Here is a 19611-nt window from a genome sequence, read left to right on the forward strand (position 1 = left end):
GCTAAGCAGATAATCTAAGACAGGCCGGCTGGCCTGCCAATTTGGCAAACTTGTCCAGATGGATGGGAAAATCACGGCTTCCGTTGGCGGAAGTCGTGGTGTCATCCCCTAAAGCAGGAGTAGATGACATGAAAACAAAAACATGCAGCACAACAACGGGCGTCGTCTATTTAAACGACGCTCTGCCCCTTTTACAGCCCCAGATGCTTCTGCTCGTCTGCCGTTAAGGCTGACATCTGATTTTCCGACAGATCTCCTCGACCCACAATTTGCACCATGTGGTTGGGTCTATAGCTGACCTCTTGAGCCGTGGCTGCCGAGCTGGCCCCCATGGATCCGGGGGTAGCCGAACCACTACTCGCACTTTCGTTCCCGAAACCCAGAATCTGCACGCTAAAGATCGACGGTTGATTCTGACGGGCGTCGCTACGAGCACGCGACACGGTATCCGCAGCCGCCGTGGCCGCAGACGATGCCGCCGCGCTGGCCGAGGTCAGCGCACCGACGTTCACCGCTGCCATGACCGGAATGCCGGACGACTCACCCTGCACCTGGATGTTGTCGGCATTGACCACATGCAGCGCGGCGATATTCACGTTACCCGCCACCCGGATACCGGCCTCGCCCGCATCGATGGTGCCCAGCGGCGCGATCAAGTCCATGTCGCCCTCGTTCAGCGTGGCGATCCCCGCCCCGGTGGTGGGCACATCCGGTGTGATCGAGACATTCCCGAAGGCATCGTAGACACGGCGCGGCGGTGCGTAGACCAGCGTGGTCTTCGAACCCCGACCCGCGTTGATGTCACCCTCGGCCGACCAGCCCACGATGTCACCGCCTGCTGCAGTCATGATGCGGCTCTGGCCCAGCAGGATGCTGCGCAGGGAATACATCTGGATATTGCCAGTACCGCGAGTAATGAGCCCGGCGGTAGATGGCGGCGCTTCGCCCTCCACCCCGAAGACCTGCTGCCCGCCCGGCGTGAGCATCTGAATGTCGCCGCCCAGATTGGTGTGCACACCCGAACCGCCGTACATCAGCAGATCGCCCTGATAGACGATGGCTTCGCCCGCCGCATCGTGTTCGGGGAACAAGGCGGCAATGGCGTTGCGCCCGCGCAGATAGCTGCCAAAGCGCGGACCGTCGGCATCGTTGTATTCGCGGCCGCCTGCGCGCAGTTCGGCGAAATACACCTGACGGGCGAAGATGCGTTGCTGCTCAATCCCTAGCGCCGCAAAATAATCCAACGCTTCAGCAGTTGCCGTCTCCTCGCTGCCGACCTCGAAGCCGTAACGCTCGGCCAGCCACTCGATCAGCTCGGCCTCGTAGGTCTTGACGACCTTATCCTCCTGATCGGCCAGCGGCAGGTCAGAGTCAGCCAGATTGGCCGGGTTCAGATACTGCGCGATGAAGCCAGCGTAGTTCGCATAGTTGGCCCCCTGCGCACCCAGACCGGCCTGCATCACGATGGAGGCACCCGGACGCAAATCGCCCGGCACCACCGGCCCCAGGCTAGTGACCGAGGCGCGGTCCTCCATCAGGATATTGCGCCCGGCGGTGATCTCCAGGGTGCCGGGGCCGGCGACATTGAAGCTGCTGTAGAGGATGTCGCGGCCGGCGGAGACGATGGACACATCGTTCGGATCGTTGTGGACGAGGAGGTTGCCGGTGCTGTTGCCAGTACCGATTACCGACTGTATAGAAATCGGTTGCCCCAGCGCGGTACCGGAATTGACGATATCGCGCCCGGCCATCATCCATACCGGCCCCGCCGACTCGTACCAGGTCTGACCGATCCGGCTGCCGCCGGTAAACTGCAGAATCTCCCCGGTGCGCAGGCCGACAATATCCTGACCAGCATAGAAGCGCGCCGGTTCAGCGCTGCCCCACTCGGCACCCGCAGTAGTATTGAGGCCAAAGGCAAACAGCGGGAACATGGTAAAGGTAGGACGCAGGCCCTCAGCATGGTAATTACTGACAATAATCTGCCCATTGGCATTCATCCCGGCAAAACCCGGATTGAAGGGGGCGCGATAGCCCCCAGGCTGGCCCCGGATTGATTCACCGAGTAACCGCCGGCATAGATGGAATCACCCGCCAGTATCTGCAGGCTGCCGTTGGCCGACGGTGCCAGCATCAGCGAATAGGCATCGTTATACGTCCCATCGCCGAACAGCGCAGAGGTGCCCATATACACACTGCCATTGGCTGCAACAGCACTGAGCTGGGAGGGATAGACAAAACGCCCATCGGTAGTGGAATAGTTATGCTCGGGGTTGGGTAATCGTCCAGATGTGCTGCCGATATCCCCGAGCTGGGTGCTCGGGGTCAGGTTGCCGCCAGCGGACAGCAGGCTGATGGCGGTATTGTCGGTCCACAGCGAGAACCAGCTATAACCTCCCGAACCAGCGGTGTATGGTGTGCCATTGCCACCGGACAGGCTGAACGCCGGGCTGGCCGGGATAGCAACGCGCCCAGGGTCACCCGTACCGGAGATGACCAGATCGCCACGGGCGCTCAGATTGGCCACCGCATCCCCCAGCATCAAGACCGGGCCGCCGCCGGCAGTGCCCAGGGTAGCGCTGAACGGGTCGTAGGCGCGGGTTTCCTTCGCATCGTTGTAAACACCTATGCTGCCATAGGCCAGGGCAATCCCGCCGAGATTGCCGGTCTGCATCTGCAGGTCGCCGCGCAGGTTTGCCAGCACACCGTTCAGGTCCAGATTGAAAATATCCGCACGGGCCGCCAGACCGGGGTTAAGGTCACCGCCTATACGCACGTCCATATCCCCACCGCCGGTCAGCAATAGTTCACCCTCGGCAGTGACTCGACCCGTGCTTCCCACCGCCAGCACCAGCCCCTGGCTACGCGGTGCTGCGTTGGGATTGAGGGCGGTAGCCCCACCGCGCTTGGCCAGCAAGCCGGCATCCCCGGCCACCTCTACACTCAGGTTACCGCCGCCCAATGTACCAAACCCGGTAAAACCGACCAGCTCGGGCACAGACTGCACACCATTTATCGAGCGGGATGCATTGACTTTATCGCCGCCCGGAATATAGCTACCAAAGTTGATCCACCAACTGGTAGAAATAGGCTCTACGCCGCCAGTGTCGCCGGTACCCTGGCGCCATAGCCAGTTACCCAGGTTGGCACTGGTCGATTGGCCCCGCAGGTGTCGGTCCGCGCCCGACAAGCGGTGGTCGGCCAATATATCGCCGGTCAGATCACCACCGGTACGCAGCAGCAGGTTACCACCACCATCCGGGTACCAGGCGGCATAGGTGCTGTTTGCCCCACCATCGACCAGCGCCTCGTAGCCGGCATTGATATCGTCTTCGCTGCCGCCACTGGTTCCCAGGTAAGAGCCGTCACTCGCCCTGGCCCGGGGCTGATTGAAACCACCGGTCTGGCTACCTGCCTGCGAAGCGGTGGACATACCCGCCGTATAGGCTCCATACAGGGATTGCATGCTGATATCCCCGCTGGATATCAAGTCCAGATCACCGCTACCGGTGCGCAACACACTGAAAGATTGAGTTGCCGGGTGGAGACCTATCAATTCTCCACTGCCACCAATATTGATACACTGGCCTGGCTCCTGCTCACAGATGTTATAGCCGGGGTCCAAAGCCCAATCATCTACTGGCGTGTTGGGGGGCATATACCAGTTGCCCTCCGCCCACAACCAGGACACTTACACACATTGGCCTGGCTCCTGCTCGCAGATGTTATAGCCGGGGTCCAATGCCCAGTCTTCAACCGGCGTACCAGCAGGCATATACCAGTTGCCTGTTGCCCAATACCAGACGCCACCACCGCCGGTTTCCCTGAAATATGTGTAATGCGTATCCGCCAAGATCAGCGAGCCAGCCAAAGGCTCAGCTTTAACTGAACGGGTATCCGCCGCCTCCGTATCCGCCCCTGCCACAATCCGCATGGACCAGGACTGCGACCCTTCCGGCAGCATGGCCGCCACCGCCCAGTTAGTGCCCTGGCGGTCGCCAGTGGCCGGGCGCAGCGGCACGGAGATGGCATCATCCGGCAGCCTGACTAGGGTTTCCGAGGGGATCAGTCCGCCCAGTGGGATGGCCAGATCGCTGGCCAGAATCAAGGTGCTCGGTAGTGCTGCCCCTTTGGGCCAGAGCATGGCCTGCAGGCGGGTATTGCCGGTCAGCAGGGTACCAGCGCCCAGCCGGGTATTGGCCGGTAGGGTAATGGCGCTGTCCAGAATAGTACCGGCGGCATACAGCAGCTCGCCGGCCGCATCAAAGATCGGCGCATGCAGCACGGTATCAGCCGGCAGGGTCAGCGCTGCATCCAGCACTGCATCCACCGGCAGCTCAGTGCCGGCGGCAAACTGGGTAGCACCAATCGGCAGGTCGTAGTTCAGGGTCTTGCCGGCGGCGAACTCGGTGCCAGCGGCCAGGGTCACGCCGGGGCCGGGTACCACCACATCACCGCCATAGGCGATATAACCTGGGGTCAGCACCCAGCCATTGTCGTCCGGGGTCTCCGGCGGCGGCGCGAAGCCATCGTTGATACTGCCGTAGATATCCAGGTCGCCACCGGCGCGCAGCACCAGGCTGCCCACCTCGCCCGAGCCATACACGCTGGTCTGCTGGGTATGCGGATTGAGGCTGGCATAGCGGTGGCCGGACAGGTCCAGGTCGCCGCTGACGATCATATCGCCGTCGGGCGTGGCACTGACGATCTCCACACCGGGGCGCAGGCGTAAGGCGTCGGCGTAGGTGGCGTTGTTCAGCCCGCCCAGCTTGTTGCTCAGCAGTTGGTCATTGCCCAGCGCAGCATCGATAAAGGCCGTGCTATCAGCATGCTTGGCGTCCAGATAAGCCTGGTCGATGATCTGGTAGGGCCGGCCACTGGCGGCCTCATCGCTGCCGTAGGCCGCATCGTCATAGCGCTGCACGGCATTCAGCGCAATGGAGCGGGCGCCACGAATATCCAGGCTGCCGCTGGCATCGATATCGATATCCCCGGCGGTGGCGCCGCCCAGGCGCGGCGCGTTCAGCTCCACAGTGCCCCGGTCTCGACCGTCATGCAGGCTTGGGTCTGCCTGTACGCGGGCATCATCGGTGCCGTGGCGCAGGTCGATACGGGCGCCGTCAGCCAAGGTCAGGCGGCCATCGCCGGAACTCAGCTCGACTACCGCACGGTTGGGTGAGTCGATGATCTTGCCGTAGCTGTCCAGCCGCAGTATCTGACCGTGGGCATCCAGCACCGCGTGGCCGGTCAGGGTCAAACCTTGCTTGCCCGCCAGGCGAATACTGCCGACCCGCTCACCGCTGGCATCGATGGTGCCGGCCACGGTCAATTGCCCACCGTCAACGGACACACTCACATCACTGGCGCGCAGCTCGTCACCAATGCGCAGGTCACCCTGCTTGAGCTGGAAGTGGCGCATGCCCAGCACCTCGCCATCATTCAGGCGCTGGTTGAGTGCGGCAAACTGCTCGCTCAAGATGCCGTTGTTGCCCAGGCGCTGGGCGCGGATATCCACCCCGCCCGCCGCATAGGGCACCCAGGTACCGCCGGCCTCGTAGTAGCCGCTGGCACTACCCAGAATCTGCCCCTGCAAATCAACCACACCCGCGCCGTCAGCCAGGGCAATGGCGGTCAGCCGCCCAGCCTGGTTGTACTCGGCAGAGAGATCGATGCGGGAGCCGGCCGCCTGGCGAATATCGCCGCTATGGCTGTGCAGGGTCACATCACTACCCCAGCTGTACTGGGTAGCGTCCTCGTCGTCCATAAATTCAATGCTGCGCCCGGCCATATCAATCTGCGCACCATCGGCCAGGGTCAGGTCATCCTCGGCGGTCAACACCAGCTTGCCGCTGGGCAGTACCACGGCGGCGTCCAGCAGCAGGCGCTGGCCGGTAATAGCCAGCTCCGCACCCAGCGCCTCGCTATCGACTACCGCAGCAGTGCTGTCCACCGGAGCCGATACAGTCACGGCACCACCAGCGGTAATATGGTTGACCGAGCCGGCGGCACCGGTCAGCAACGGGGTAAGGATATTCAGGTTGCCGCCGCTGTAGCTCACACCCTCGCCCGGCACATACGCGCCCTGGCTCTGGTACACCGCCAGGCTGCCCTGGTTATTGGCGGTGATGCGCTCGCTGGCACTGAGGTTGACATTGGCAAAGCCCAGCGCCAGCCGGCCCAGGTCATCCACGCCGCTGGGTTGGGTAAAGGCGCCATAGCCGAACTCGATACGCTCGGCCTCGATGGTCAGGCTGCCGCTGCCAGTGCCGGCACCCTCAGAGGCCACCGCACCGGGGCGCTCGGCGGAACCGTTCCAGATAAGGTTACTGGTCTGGATCAGCGCCACATCATTGGCATCACCGTAGCCGTAGATGGCCGGGGTGGTCAGCAGCAGATTGTCCAGCAGTGATTCGCCCTGCTCATCCAGGGTGGAGAGGGTGACCGACTCGAAGAAGTTCATCGAGTCGCCAGCGACCAGCTCCAGGGTCTGCAGCGCCGGGGCACCGGTGCTGGTATCGCCCTGCAGTAGGCGCTGCAGGATATCCTGGTTGAGAGCCAGGCCCGACATCAGTGCGCCACGGGCGCTGGCTGCAGCCAGCGCCTCGGCGCTACCGATATTGAAGCCACCCACTGCCAGGGTCAGGTGACGGGTGCCGTAGCGCACGGCGTCGTCCAGCTCGAAGGTATTGTCGGTGGCAAAGGCAATGCTGCCTTCGGAATACAGTTGGGTTTCACCTTCGCAGCCGCCTACCGTGCAGGTGCCGACCAGAATGGAGCCGGGGCCAGTAAGGTTTCCCGCCTCCGGCGCCAGCCACTGCATCCAGCCGTTGGAGACCGCCAGTACGCTCTTGTTACCGGCCTGGTAGATAAAGCCGTCGTCCGAGTCGTAGGCCGCAGCGCCCTGACCCAGGGTGCTGATGGAGGCGCCCTGCTCGATCTCGATAGCGCTGGGGTTGGCGTGGCTTTGCTGGCTGACCAACATGACTTCGGGAGCAGTCAGCTCCGCCCCGAGCGCAAGACAATGGCAGTAGCCGGAGAGTTGATGGCAGTGCCGAAGTCAACATAGTTGCCCCCTGGCCATAAAGCACCACCGGTCGGCCACCAATCACCAGGCGATTGACCTCCATGGCGCTCAGGTCCGAGGCATAGAGAGATATATAGCCCTCAGCTGCCTGGCCATCATCAGCCAGCAACTCGATTCCATTGTTATTGGGCACAACGACGGACAGGGTGCTGCCAAAGCCACCTTCGGCAGCCTCACCCAACACGGTTCCATCGAAGTTGAAACTTGCCCCCTCGGCGTTCCGCCGCAACGACAGTTCCAGCGTCTTGGCATCCGCCTCCAACATGCCCCGCGGAATGCCCCGGCGCGCCGCATCGGCATGCACAAAGTCGGCATAGCTCATCTCGTTATATTGCGAGTAGCTGCGCAGCACATCGGCGGGGGTCAGAATCAGCTGGCTGGCCAGGCTGTCACGGATGCCAGTGCCGGCAATGGACAGCACACCGGAGACCGACCAGGAACCATTACGCATGGCCTGGGCCGGGGTTACCGCGCCCTGCCCGGCCAGGCCATTGACCTCGACCCGATAGGCGTCGGGTAACAACGCATAGGTCGAGGGCATCAGGGTATAGGTACTTGCCGGCAGGCCGGGCACACCGCTGCCAATGGTGACCTGCTGGCCGAGCAAGGGATCGGATGCCCCCGCCTCGCCACCCGCCGGCGCCGCCAGCGACTGTACGCCGGGCACAATGGCATACACCGGGTTGCTCGCCAGGCCGGGTAAAGTAAAGCCATCTGCGCCATTCTGCACCAGCGGACTAAAGCGCGCATCGGTGGAGCCGCCCCGGCCCGAGACAAAGGCCGCGCCAAGCAGCTCACCACCGCCGGAAAGGTCGACCATCGCGCCCTGCTGGATATCCACCGACTCGCCAAGCAGGGTCATACCCACCTTGAGCTGGCGTGCGGCGTTCACGTTGTCACCCTGAGTACCGCCTGCCGCATACAGGGTGATATCTTCCCCGTCAAATTGCCAGGTCTGGTCATCAACAGTTCCACCATAGGGCATCAGCAAGCCGCCGGCGCTGACCGAGGTGATGCTGCCGGGCAGCAGATTGACGGTCTGGGTCTGCTGGTTGGTCCATGAATACCCGAGGTTGAGTGCACCCAGCGGGGCACGCAGAATACCGCCCTGGTCAATGTTGGCGGCACCCAGAGTCAGGCTGCCAAACACCGAATAAGGCAGGGCCGGTGCGCTGTCGGTGGTGCGGGCAATAATCAGGCGGCGCTCCGGATCGTAGGCCGCATTCGTACCCTGCCAGCCAGCATGTACCGTAGCAACCGCAGCGGTGCCGGGGTAAACCTGCGCAGCCGCCAGGGTCAGGTCACCAGGCACATAGAGCTGAGAGCCATCGGCTTGCGTCGCGGCAAGAAAGCGCATATCGCCGTCACTGGCCAGCTCGACCTGATCGAATCCGCGACGGTCCACCGATGCAAGCAAGCCCTCGGCAGCACCGGTGCCGCCATGCACCCCGACACTAAGGATATCGCGCAGCTCCAGCAACTGGCTGGCATTCAGTTGCAGGTTGCCGGCCAGCGGTTGGCTGGAAATACCCGCCGTCGAGCCGCCCTGTACCGTGGGGTGAATATAGTTATCGCGGCCGGTCAGGCCGCCATAGCCGGCCAGGCGCACATAGGACGCGGCCAGCCGCACCTGGCTGGAGTCCGAAGCCGTGTCGGTCAGGCCAAGTACGCGGCCATACAGACTCAGCGACTGGCCCAGGGACAGGGAAACGTCACCGTCAAAGCTGAGCAAGCCATCGCTGGCCAGGGTCAGATTATCGAAGCCACCGGCCTCGATCTGATCCACGCCCATATGGGCGTGACCATAGGCCAACTGGTCGGCCTGCCCGGCGTCGGCCTGGTGCTGGCTCAAGACCAACTCGCGTACCTGCCGAACCTGCTCGCCCGCGCTGGTGCTGCGGTAGAAAGGCGTATCCAGCGCCACGGTCAGGCTGCCGCCGGCGGCGTTCGTCCCACCAGCATGAGCCCGCAGGGTGCCGTCCAGATACAGGCCATTGCTGGAGGCCAGGGAAATGCTGCCGCCATGGCTGGCCACCGTGGTGGCACCTTGGCCGGGTATATCCAGCTCGGCGCTGGCGCCCGAGGCATCGAGCAGCGCGCCGTCGCGCACCACCACAAAAGCGGGGAGGCGCTGGCCTCGCTGGTGGCATGATCGAACTCGCCACCGATCACGATACTGCCGCCATTGGTCACCTGACCATAACGCCGGCCTTGGGCATCCCGCCCGACGACGGCGCGCGCCGCGACACCCAATACGGCGTTCTCGCCAAGCCAGATGGAATGGTCATGGCCAGCGCCTTCCACCGCCTCACTGACCGTGGACGATACGGCCACGCTACCCAAGTTGATCTGACCGCCCCAGGCATTGAGCGTGCCGTCCACCGTCAACTGGCCGATGCTGCGTAGTTCGATGGACTGGCCGGGGTCAACATTGATAACTGCGCCCCGCCCCACTTGCGCCACCACACTGGCCATATCGTCGGCGGTGGACAAGCTGGTGCCGGCCTGCAGCGCCAGGCTGGCGCCGGCGCGCTGAGTCAACTGACGCTTGATCGGAGCGTGCTGATACAGAGGCGGAACCCATTGTTCCAAGGCAAGCGCTGCAGGGCCGCCGGTGGCCAGACCGCGCGCCTGCTCGCTCAGACGCAACACCGGCATGCTGACATTGACCTCGGCCCCCTCGGCCACGATTACGCCTTGCTGACCAACAACCTCATAATATCCAAAGCCTTTATTGAAATAAGCCGCGGCCAGTGTCAAAAATGATTGTACGGCGACCCGCTGGCCCAGCACTGTTCCGGCAGGCAACTGCGTATCCATCGGTGCGGGCTGGCCCGCCGACACGGTATAGGTCGGCGTTGGCAGACTGCCCAGGGAACCCGGTATCACATAACCCTCTGGCAGGGTGCCGCCACGGATACGAGTAATAACAGCCCCCTCCGGCACCACCGTTCGGGTACCTGTGTGCCCCCGGTAACGGTTGGAGGCGGTATTGCTACCGTTGATATGCACATCCATATCAGTGCCGGTCAAATCCCAGCCGCCGGGGCCGAGCACAATATTTACCGTCTGGCCGGTATCCTCGAAGTTTATCTCCGATGGCAGTATCTGTCCGGCGATGACCTGGCTGAAATCTGTATCCAGCAACAACGTCTCGCCCCCGGCCACCGCATAAGGCTCATCAAGCCTCAAATTGATCGGCGCAGCCTGACCCGCTTCCAAAAAGCCCGCATGCTCCAAGAGTGGCGGCTCACTAATGACGACCATTGAGCCGGTTTCAATCTGCAGGTTACCGCCACCATTGACACCGTAGCCGTGAATCTCACCATCCATGATCAGCGAACCGCCGACGCTGCCCCGACTCGCCGCCAGGGTGACATCGCCGCCACGCCCGCCCTGCTGACTGCCATCGGCCAGCAACGCTGCACCGGAAGATACATCGAGCAGACTGCCCTCGCTCAGGGTGATATCACCGCTGCTGCGGATCGAGATATTGCCGCCGTTCTGATACGGCAAGGCGCCGGTGTCCGTTGGGTCCAGCAACAGGTTGCTCCACACGCCGCTGGTATTCAGGGTGACGCCTTCGGCTACGGTGACACCAGCAGTCGTTCCGGCCGGTGCATTAAGCACTACATCCTGGATATTGGTATTCACGGTGCCGATCTGATTCAGCACGTTACCCAGGTGGATACTGCCGCTGTGGGCTGTCAGATCGGCATTGACGTTAACCTGCGGGCCATACAGGGTGATCTCACCGGCATGGCCGACAGACAGGTCGTTTTCCACGGTGATGCTATTGGCGGCGGCCACCTTGACACTACCCAAGCTAAAGCCGTTGAGCTGATCGGTGTTCAGGTAGAGCGTGCCATCCCGGTCTCCGGGCAGTGCCGTGTCCAGCTCCAGGCCTGCTGCAATTTGCTCAGCCGCGTTGCCAAAGATGATGTCCTGAATTCCATTTCCAGTGGCCGTCAGTCGGTATTGCAAGGTGCCGCTATCTTTCACGTACCAGGGGTGTAGGTGCCGACAATCAACTGTGCGCCGCGAGCCACGGCGTTCTGCGACTGGTAGTAGCCATCCAGCCCCGCTTGTGCCGCTTTGTTCTGACGGTCACCCTGATAGGTATCGCCCACGATATCGCCTTCAAGCACCGCGTTGCGTGTGCCGATGATTAATCGCCCCGCATCGCGCCCGACGGTGTAGCCGCCCTCAAAACGCTGGCGCGGGGCAATCAGTGGGTTGTAAAAGGTGCGCGTATTCCCCCAGCGTTCGCTGGTGGATTCGAAGCCGTTGTACAGGCCGGTGTACATCAAATCGCCCGGCGCGCGCGAGACTTCGTACAAACGCCCATCGGCCCCGCGCAGCCAGCTTTGGCGGATATACCCGTCTTGCACATCCAGCGTGCCGCCCGACAGGTTGATCTGCGACCCGGCTTGCGTCACGACATCGCTGCCGGTGAAGCTCACGATGCCGCCTTGGGCCATCCATTCGCCCGCACTGTGCGCGTTCGTGCCCAGGTAGCCGCCCACCTCCAGCAGGCCGCCGGCGGTGTACCAGCGATCCGAGTCATAGCCGCCGGCGCCAGCCGGTACCAGCACCAGTTCGCGCACGTCTACCCAAACATCGCTGCTGCTTAGATGGCTGTTGTTGCCCTCGGGGTTGCTGTCTCGGTTGACCGATGCATCACGCAGCTCGTTACCCTGCACGTTGATCTTGATGGTGTTCGATTCCATCGCGACGTTGACACCGATGGCGCCGGATACGTCAATGATGGCGCCGTCGCGCACCAGGGTGCGATCGGCGGCGTTCACCGCAACTTGGCCGCCTGTGGCCAGGGTGATGGAACCGTTCTGGAAGTCCACCGTGCCGTTGCTGGTGATTTCCACCAGGGGCAGGTCGCGGCGGTATGGGTCAGCGGGTACGATATTCTGATCCGGCAGAGCGTCTACAGCCGGGGCCAGCATCCCGTCGCGCTGATTGTCCAGCGCCGTGGCGCTTTCATCGAGCAAGATGGCAGTAGTGGCGCCTTCGGCCAGCGTCACATTCGCGTCTGCGCCGGTGGCGGCCAAGTGGACCGTGCCACGGTTTTGTACAGAGGTGCTGGTCAGCAGCACGCCGGCTTGTTCTATGTTGTTGCCGGTCAGCGTGATGTCGCCCGTGGCGGCAGTGATCAAGCCAGTGTTGGCGACTGTGCCGCTGCCTGTCACCTCAACTTCGTTGCCGCGTGTGGTGGAGGGAGGATTAGAAGTATTGTCTGTACCCAGTCCCTTCTTAATGACGAAACTGTCACCCGCCGCCAGCATCGTCTGGCCGTTTGGCGTAGTAATCGTGCCGGCGTTGGAAACGTCTTTACCCGCCAGCAACACGTAGCCACCGCCCGTGTTGCTGGCGGGTTTGGCGGTGTTGATTTGCGCACCGCGCTGCACTTCGATCTTGCCTTGCGCGCCCGACAGGTTGCCGTACAGCCCGCTATCGAAACGCTCCTTGCTGATATCTGTGGCCGCCACCACCAGGTTGCGCACGTTGACCTGGCTGGAACCGCTAAACACCACGCCGTTTTGATTGGCGATCATCACCGTGCCATCGGCCTTGATCGCCCCTTGAATCTGGCTGGGCGCGATACCCGCGCCAACCACGCGGTTCAGCACCGCATCGGTGGGTTTCTGCTGGAACTCGACCGTGGTGTTGCGCCCGACGTTGAAGCTTTCCCAATTCAACACAGCCTTGCTGTCGGTTTGCTTGATGGCGACGTTGTGCTTGCCATTCGCCTGGGTATGCTTAGGGCCCTCGGCGCCCGTCCATCCGGCCAACTCGCCCGTGGCCACGTCCAGACCGCCTTTACCCAGGCCGTCGGGCACCGATGGCGCTCTTTGCGCTGCCCCGCGTGCCGCTGCCTGAGCTGCCTGCTGCGCGGCAATCGCTGCCGCTGCACCACCCAGGTTTTCCACCGATCTGTTTAGTTTCTCGCGCGCATGCTGTTGCTGACGCGCCGCCGCGCTGCCCCCGGGCTTCATCCCATGAGGCAGACGATTTGCTCCGTGCTGGCCTGAGGCCGCCCCTTTGACATTCATCCAGCTACCGCTAAAAGGCCGGGCCTGCGCGTTGGCGTCTGAAGCGGCAAGGCTGCCTGCCATGGCGAGCACAGCGATGGCCGAGGCGAGCGGCGTCAGCCGTGGCAAGCGCTGACGAGGTTGACGTAGCGTGGAGATGGATGGCGAAGAGGCAACAGAGGTAGACATGGTCAATCGAATCCTGGACTAAGGCAGTAGAACGAAAAGCATTAGCCCTGATGCCGGGCAACACTCGCTACCTACTAGGCGTTTGACGGGCGAATCGGGAAACCAAAAAACACATTAAGTTTTTATGACAATGAGAGTAAAAAAAGCGCTGCACGAGTTATTTCGTTGCGGCGCCTTGCTCTCGCTGGGTTTCAGAAAAAGAAGACTCAGCTTTTAAACGGTGCATTGCATTAGCTTAGAAATACGAATTCCCCTACCCGACGTACATCGACGTTGTGCACGACCTGGAGCAATTCGATGGCATCGTTCAGGGCATCGATCTTGAAGTTGGCACTGAATCGGCGATTCGCCAGAGCGTTATTCAGCAGCACCACACGACCAGAGCGATAGCGATTAATTTCTGCAATGGCATCGACCAAGCGCAAGTTATCAAAGACCACCACGCCCTGGCGCCAATCGGCATCTTCAGCGCTGGTTTGCGCCAGTTGTCCGACTTTTCCACGGTCATAAAGGAGCTGCTGCCGGGCAAGGACCGTTACCGTGCCCGATGAATGATGTAATTGAGCTGAACCTTCGGTGCAGCGCAGTCTTACCTGTCCTGTTGCCAGACGGCGCACGTCAACCGCGCCGTGGGTCATCACAATACGGGCATCCTCGGCCAGCACTTCACAGGGAGCGTGCTGCGTGGACACTTCGGCCTCGCCGGAGATCAGTGCAATACGCGGCGTGCCGTCAGTATGCTGCACGGTGATGCTGGTCTGCGTGTTCAGCGAGACCTGTATCCGGTTGGCCACCTGAATATTTCGCTGCTCGCCGGTGGCGGTGCGATAGTCGGCCCCGAACTCGGTCCACGAAGGCCAAAGCCCCAGCGGCGGATGAACGATTCCCACCACCGCCAGCGCACCAAAGGCTGAGGCTGTGGCACCCAGAAAAAACCGCCGCCTGTTGAGTTGGCGCATAGGTTGAGCAGTTAGCTGCGGATGGCGCTTTTGCAGTGTCTGTGCCGCAGCGCCCAGCGTGTTCCAGTCTTGGCTGGTCTGAGCCCAGACCTGAGTATGTAGAGAACTTTGCGCGCGCCACTGTTTAAACGCTGCCACATCGTCGGTCGTGGGCTGGCCGGTTTTAAGCTTGATCGCCCAGGCACGAGCCTGTTCACCCACGACGATAGCGTCAGTCTCGGGCAGGGAGTCTGCAGTATCAGGAAAAGATTGCGGTGAGTTCATAAGCTCGTTTGGGCCGTCCGTAGCTGTAGTGCTTTAACTATAGACGTTTGAGCCGCCAAAAAAAGAACCGTTACAAGGCAATAAGAGGTCATGTTTTCTGTTATTTATTGTTCTGTTCGAGCTTACTCATGGCTTCAAGGCAGCTTTTATGTGCTGCCTGAATCTCGCGCCGTACCATGACCTTGGAAATGCCCCAGCGCCTGGCGAGCTCAGTGGTGCCGGTGCCATGGACACGGTATTCAACCAATAAAGCGCAGCGGCGCGGTGGCAGGCTTTCGAGCACTTTGACCATCAGCTCAAGACGGGCATTTCCGTCGACGGTGCGCTCCGGCCCGGGACCTTCGTAAGGCAGCTCGAACAGGCCATCGATTTCACTTTCGCTGACCAGCCGTACATCGCGGCGGATCTGGTCAATGGCCCCATTGACGGCGGCATTCACCAGATAAGTCTGCGGGTACTGTACCTTATCGAAGTCATCACGCACGGCCAGACGCACGTAGGCGTCGTGCAAGGCATCGCCGGCCATGTCGGACGAAGAACCCAGACGCTTGGCGACTTGTGACTTAAGCACGTCATAACGGTCAGTGAGCAATGCCCGCAGTTTCCCCAGCCCCGATACGCTCATGGTGGACAGGCTCCGTAGCGGCGGGCCGCTTCGGGAGAGACGATCATGACCACTGGCTGCGAGAAATCGGGTGGCGGCGCCGCCACGGGCAAATCGGCCAGCGCGCCCCGTACTGCAGGCTCGATATCAGGCTGTTCGGCAACACGCACGCGAAGCTGATGAATGCGCTGATTACCACTTATGGCAAAGCGCAAGGCAATGCGATACTGCCCTGCCCCAATGGCCGGGTTGGCGCAAAGCGCCTGCGTGACCTGTTGCTGTAGCTTGCCGTCGTAACGTCGTTGAGCCATGGATGGAGCTGAGCTTTGACCGGGCTGCGGCGCGGGTTGCTGGCGCGTTGTCAACATAATGGAGCGCTGATTGACAAAGCGTGCTGTCAGATTGGAACCGCTTAGCAATTGCCTGAGCGCTGCCTCAGCGCTGTGATGCCCTTGAACAGCGGACGCTTTTTTGCCAGCAACTACACTGGTTTCGTAGAACACCGAATAGCCGGTGGCTTCGGTGTAATGCGTCAACGCCTCGTTCAGGGGCAATGGCGGGATGCTGAATTCGTGGGTGCCAGCAGCAGGCTCAGACTGCGCACCTGCCGCAGAATGCGGCACGACTTCCTGAGCCTGCACTGTGGCCGTGAGGCTTCCCATAGCAGCGCCAAGCGCGAGAATCAACACGGCAACCGCTGGCACGCGGGCAAAAAACAAAAAGAGGCAAACCAGTAAGAAATTGAATTCATGCGCGGCAGGCCCAAATAGTAATCGATCGCAGCGACGACCAAGGTAAGCCAGCATCATACAAATTCACTGTGTCAATTACATGACAGGGTATCGTTATCGAGCCGTAAACGAAGGCTAATTACTACATTAGAACTAGAAATTAAGCACAAACGTGTTGCTTTAAGGCACGTGCCAGTTTTTTAAAATTTATAAAAAACCCGACTTTTCGCGAGCCAACTTCTGCTTGCAGAAAGTCGGGTTTCTTGAGCCGATAGGTATTGGCCCCGCTGCTTGCTAGGCCATGCGGCTTAGCACACCATCTTTTTTAACAAAATGATGGAAAAGTGCAATACCAATATGGCCAACAATCATGACAAGCAGTATCCACGCGATAGGTGAATACAGGCCGCCCAAGCTGGCCATCCAGGAAATTTTTTCGCTTTTGGCTACAAGCTGAATGCCAAAGGGAGCCCAGCCGTAGCCGTTACCGATCATGGTACAGACACCCGTAATAGGCATCAGCGCCATGCCGGCGTAGAGTAGAAAATGCCCGATCTTGACCAGTGTGGCAGTGGCCGGATCTTGCACCGGACGAGTGTCTTTTTGCTTTGCTGCCCAGATAATTCTAAGCACAACCAGCAACAGCAATAGCGAGCCTATAGAGATATGCCAGGGAACCAGGGTCTGCCCAACCCAATGTTCGCCATCTTCGATGCGGTCAAAAAACTTCAGCAATTGCTACCCGATCAGAAAGGCCATGCCCCAATGAAAGATTCGGGAAATACTGCCATAGCGCTCTTTCGAGTCATTTGTCATGTGATGTTCTCCAATTCTGAATCCGTAATGCTCGCATAAGTCTGTTTCAACCCGATGGCAAGGATGCCGTGAAAGGGCCAAAGCGTAGCATTTCCTTGTTAGGGTTCAGTTATCCACATTTTCTGTGCATAAGTCGTTTTTATTACAAGTCATACTCTCCGTAGAACCGCAACAGACAACACAAGGAGGTAGAGTGTTTAATAATTAGCCAATGCGACCCAGGTGTGAAGCTACATAGTCTGGGACGTCAGACTCGCCCAACACCCTCTCGAAGCATCTGCGCCAAATCGTCAATCTGCGCAGACAAGACAGCGCCCAACAAGGCTAATAGCAATGGCGCATTGAACCGGTTTTCGCTCATTATGCTATTTCGCAGATATACTTGATTGAAGGCTTAGCACAAGCCTTATTCCATAACGATCAGTACAAGAGCGCTTGCTTTAAATGAAAACCGTATATACAATGCATATATATTATTTAATTGATATTTTCACTTTGTGAGTATTTCAGATGTCCGATAAACCCACTAAGGTGAAGCTCAATAAAAAAGATAGTCAGTTGCTGATCCGTATCAGCACCCCAGAACGCGAGCAGTTTTTGCAGTTATGTGAAGAGCTGGATACCACAGCCGCTCGTGAAATCAGGCAGTTTATTCGTGGGTTTATTAAAAAAATAAATCCACTGAATGAGCCAAACAAAACCGAGGAACACAATATGTCCAAAAAAACCAATAAATCCGTTAAACAAGAAATCAAAGCTCGTCAAAACAAAGTTGAAAAGCACGAGACTAAAATCAAAGCTTTGAAAAAATCGCTGAAAAAAGCAGCATAAGTTTGAACTGCTCCCAAGAAATTAGGCAGTGAAAAACCAAAGCTAAAAGGCCTGTGGCCGGGACATCTCCGGCCACAGGCCTGCTCGGCCGCTAAGTTAGTGATTACAGTCCCTGCGCCGATGGCAGGCACATCCGGCGTGATCAAAACATTGCCGAAGGCATCGTAGACACGGCGCGGCGGTGCATAAACCAGCGTGATCTTGGAACCGCGGCCCATTCGCTGCCGCCTGATGACAACAGCACACGTACAGAGCCCCCTTGAGCACCATCGTCCAGATCTTTACAACTACCCTCTGAAACGATCCCGCTAATAGCTGGCCCAGACTTCTCTCGCGCTCTTTCATGCAATATTCATATTCCTGTGTTCCTATTAGAGTTTCACCAGGATTCACTGCAGAACAGACATGGCGCGGACTCCTTTCTTACATCGCCCGCCCCGCCTGCACTGCAACATCACTATCTCAATGCCCAATTTCAGATCTGCTAGAAATCGTTGCCGCCGATTTCTTGTTACCGCCCTGTTCGCGGCCCTGAGTATTTCGCCGTTTCTTATGGCTCCTTCCGCTTCTGCAGGCCAATGGCCGCAAGGCGCTCAGTCGCCCCAGCCATCGCTGGCTCCGATGCTCGAAAAGGTCACCCCTGCCGTCGTAAACATTTCCAGCGAACAGCCTATTGCTCGGCCTCACGGGGGCTTTCCGTCACCCGGCGGGCCTTTCGCTCCGCCCGAACGGGCCGCCCGCAGCTTGGGTTCGGGCGTGATTGTCGATGCGGCCAACGGTTACGTGCTCACCAACCACCATGTGATACGCAATGGCCAAAGCATTACCGTTACCCTGCAAGATGGCCGCGACCTTAATGCCAGCGTGATCGGCAGCGACCCTGCCACCGATCTGGCTTTGCTGCGCGTGAATGCCTCCGGGCTGCAAGCCCTGCCGCTGGCCGATTCATCAGAATTGCGGGTGGGCGATTATGTGGTGGCCGTGGGCAATCCCTTTGGTCTGGGCCAGGCCGCCACCTCCGGCATTGTGTCAGCCATAGACCGCTCCGGCCTGCAGAAAAGCGGCTATCAAAGTTTTATACAAACCGACGCCTCAATCAATCCTGGCAGCTCAGGCGGTGCGCTGGTCGATTTACGTGGCGAACTGGTGGGCATCAACACCATGATCTACACACCGTCAGGGGGCAATGTAGGCATCGGTTTTGCGGTTCCTTCTGATGTGGCTGCCTCTGTCATGCAGGATCTGCTTGAGCACGGCAAGGTACGCCGCGGTAATCTGGGGCTTGATACTTTCGACCTCAGTGCCAGGCAAGCCCGGTCCATGAACTTGCCTAATGGTAGTAGCCGAATTGCGGTCACCGGGGTGCAGCCACAGTCGCCTGCACAAAAGGCTGGGGTGCAGACTGGCGATATTGTGTTGGCGTTAAATGGTAAAGCGGTGCGCACAGCCAACGAGTTGCGCAATCTTGAGGGGCTGCTCCCTTTAGGATCGACAGCGACACTTGCCGTTCAGCGCGACGGAAAGCAGCATACACTTTCGTTGGAGGTAACTGCAGCAGAGCGTCAGCGACTGCATGCAGGTGAACTGGACAAACGCCTTAATGGCATTGGTTTAAGTGATCCCGGCGATACCAGCCAAAGCGGTGTGACGATAACGAGCCTGTACCCGGAACGCAGCGCTGCTGCCGCACGTCTGCGCCAGGGGGACGTGCTGCTAAGCATTAATCATGCGCCAGTTAGTCGGGTAGGCGATGTACGGACCTTGTTGAAAAACGCTCAGCTCGGGCAGCAGTTGCTGTTGAGTTTTAGCCGGAAGAATAGGCAGTTTTATTTATTGTTGAATTAAGGTTTTTTTGTGATGGCGGGGTGGTGCTGTGTCCAAGAGACGCCATCCCCTCGGCGGCGAGCGCCATTACCCTTAGTGCTTAAAGACGTGCTCCAGGGTCTTGGCCTCCAGGATATTCAACGTCCAGGTTTCCAGTTGTTCAGGTGTGCCTGATCGAATACGTTGCTGGAGGTCTTGGGATAAGGGGCCAAATTTGCGGATTAACTGTCGCTGAAACAAGCCGGTTTCGCCTTCTAGCTTG

General features: G+C 59.8%; 11 protein-coding genes and 1 pseudogene. 2 read left to right on the forward strand and 10 right to left on the reverse strand.

Annotated elements, in window-relative coordinates; all coding sequences use genetic code 11:
* Positions 1-191: 191 nt before the first annotated feature.
* The 9 genes from L1889_RS07785 to L1889_RS07825 form a co-directional block, all read right to left on the reverse strand.
* Positions 192-2000 (reverse strand): filamentous hemagglutinin family protein, encoded by a 1809-nt coding sequence (locus L1889_RS07785; protein ID WP_238664659.1) that lies wholly within the window; start codon positions 1998-2000, stop codon positions 192-194.
* Positions 1997-3658 (reverse strand): hypothetical protein, encoded by a 1662-nt coding sequence (locus tag L1889_RS07790; protein WP_238664660.1) that lies wholly within the window; start codon positions 3656-3658, stop codon positions 1997-1999. The genes L1889_RS07785 and L1889_RS07790 overlap by 4 nt, the downstream gene beginning before the upstream one ends.
* 33 nt (positions 3659-3691) lie before the next feature.
* Positions 3692-6982 (reverse strand): hypothetical protein, encoded by a 3291-nt coding sequence (locus L1889_RS07795; protein WP_238664661.1) that lies wholly within the window; start codon positions 6980-6982, stop codon positions 3692-3694.
* 2028 nt (positions 6983-9010) lie between these two features.
* Positions 9011-11068 carry a DUF4097 family beta strand repeat-containing protein gene (locus L1889_RS07800; RefSeq protein WP_238664662.1) on the reverse strand — a complete coding sequence of 686 codons (2058 nt, stop codon included), beginning with the start codon at positions 11066-11068 and terminating at the stop codon, positions 9011-9013.
* A 14-nt stretch (positions 11069-11082) separates the two neighbouring features.
* A complete protein-coding gene (locus L1889_RS07805) occupies positions 11083-13320 on the reverse strand; it encodes a two-partner secretion domain-containing protein (protein ID WP_238664663.1) in 2238 nt (745 codons plus the stop codon).
* A 230-nt stretch (positions 13321-13550) separates the two neighbouring features.
* A complete protein-coding gene (locus L1889_RS07810) occupies positions 13551-14543 on the reverse strand; it encodes a FecR family protein (protein WP_238664664.1) in 993 nt (330 codons plus the stop codon).
* A gap of 100 nt (positions 14544-14643) precedes the next feature.
* Positions 14644-15168, reverse strand: coding sequence for an RNA polymerase sigma factor (locus L1889_RS07815; RefSeq protein WP_238664665.1), 525 nt, complete (start codon positions 15166-15168; stop codon positions 14644-14646).
* Positions 15165-15809, reverse strand: a complete 645-nt coding sequence (locus L1889_RS07820; protein WP_238664666.1) for an STN domain-containing protein — start codon at positions 15807-15809, stop codon at positions 15165-15167. The genes L1889_RS07815 and L1889_RS07820 overlap by 4 nt, the downstream gene beginning before the upstream one ends.
* Positions 15810-16172: 363 nt before the next feature.
* Positions 16173-16613: a cytochrome b gene (locus L1889_RS07825; protein WP_238664667.1), complete on the reverse strand. Its 441-nt coding sequence runs from the start codon at positions 16611-16613 to the stop codon at positions 16173-16175.
* Between the two features lie 591 nt (positions 16614-17204).
* Here L1889_RS07825 and L1889_RS07830 point away from each other — a divergent pair.
* Together L1889_RS07830 and L1889_RS07840 are read left to right on the forward strand one after the other, a co-directional pair.
* Positions 17205-17525 (forward strand): hypothetical protein, encoded by a 321-nt coding sequence (locus L1889_RS07830; RefSeq protein ID WP_238664668.1) that lies wholly within the window; start codon positions 17205-17207, stop codon positions 17523-17525.
* Between the two features lie 552 nt (positions 17526-18077).
* Positions 18078-19370, forward strand: coding sequence for a trypsin-like peptidase domain-containing protein (locus tag L1889_RS07840; RefSeq protein WP_238664670.1), 1293 nt, complete (start codon positions 18078-18080; stop codon positions 19368-19370).
* A 72-nt stretch (positions 19371-19442) separates the two neighbouring features.
* On the opposite strand, the pseudogene L1889_RS07845 reads toward L1889_RS07840, so the two are convergent.
* Positions 19443-19604: pseudogene (locus tag L1889_RS07845) on the reverse strand (DUF4351 domain-containing protein); the annotation flags it as partial.
* Between the last annotated feature and the right edge of the window lie 7 nt (positions 19605-19611).

Source organism: Paenalcaligenes niemegkensis, assembly GCF_022230885.1.
Classification (GTDB): Bacteria; Pseudomonadota; Gammaproteobacteria; order Burkholderiales; family Burkholderiaceae_B; genus Paenalcaligenes; species Paenalcaligenes niemegkensis.

What these genes read in the sequence shown, in the direction of transcription:
- L1889_RS07820 (WP_238664666.1), bottom strand. Translation starts at nt 15,809, where the DNA reads ATGGGAAGCCTCACGGCCACAGTGCAGGCTCAGGAAGTCGTGCCGCAT.
- L1889_RS07815 (WP_238664665.1), bottom strand. Translation starts at nt 15,168, where the DNA reads ATGAGCGTATCGGGGCTGGGGAAACTGCGGGCATTGCTCACTGACCGT.
- L1889_RS07810 (WP_238664664.1), bottom strand. Translation starts at nt 14,543, where the DNA reads ATGAACTCACCGCAATCTTTTCCTGATACTGCAGACTCCCTGCCCGAG.
- L1889_RS07805 (WP_238664663.1), bottom strand. Translation starts at nt 13,320, where the DNA reads ATGTCTACCTCTGTTGCCTCTTCGCCATCCATCTCCACGCTACGTCAA.
- L1889_RS07790 (WP_238664660.1), bottom strand. Translation starts at nt 3,658, where the DNA reads ATGCCCCCCAACACGCCAGTAGATGATTGGGCTTTGGACCCCGGCTAT.
- L1889_RS07785 (WP_238664659.1), bottom strand. Translation starts at nt 2,000, where the DNA reads ATGAATGCCAATGGGCAGATTATTGTCAGTAATTACCATGCTGAGGGC.
- L1889_RS07795 (WP_238664661.1), bottom strand. Translation starts at nt 6,982, where the DNA reads ATGTTGGTCAGCCAGCAAAGCCACGCCAACCCCAGCGCTATCGAGATC.
- L1889_RS07830 (WP_238664668.1), top strand. Translation starts at nt 17,205, where the DNA reads ATGTCCGATAAACCCACTAAGGTGAAGCTCAATAAAAAAGATAGTCAG.
- L1889_RS07840 (WP_238664670.1), top strand. Translation starts at nt 18,078, where the DNA reads ATGGCTCCTTCCGCTTCTGCAGGCCAATGGCCGCAAGGCGCTCAGTCG.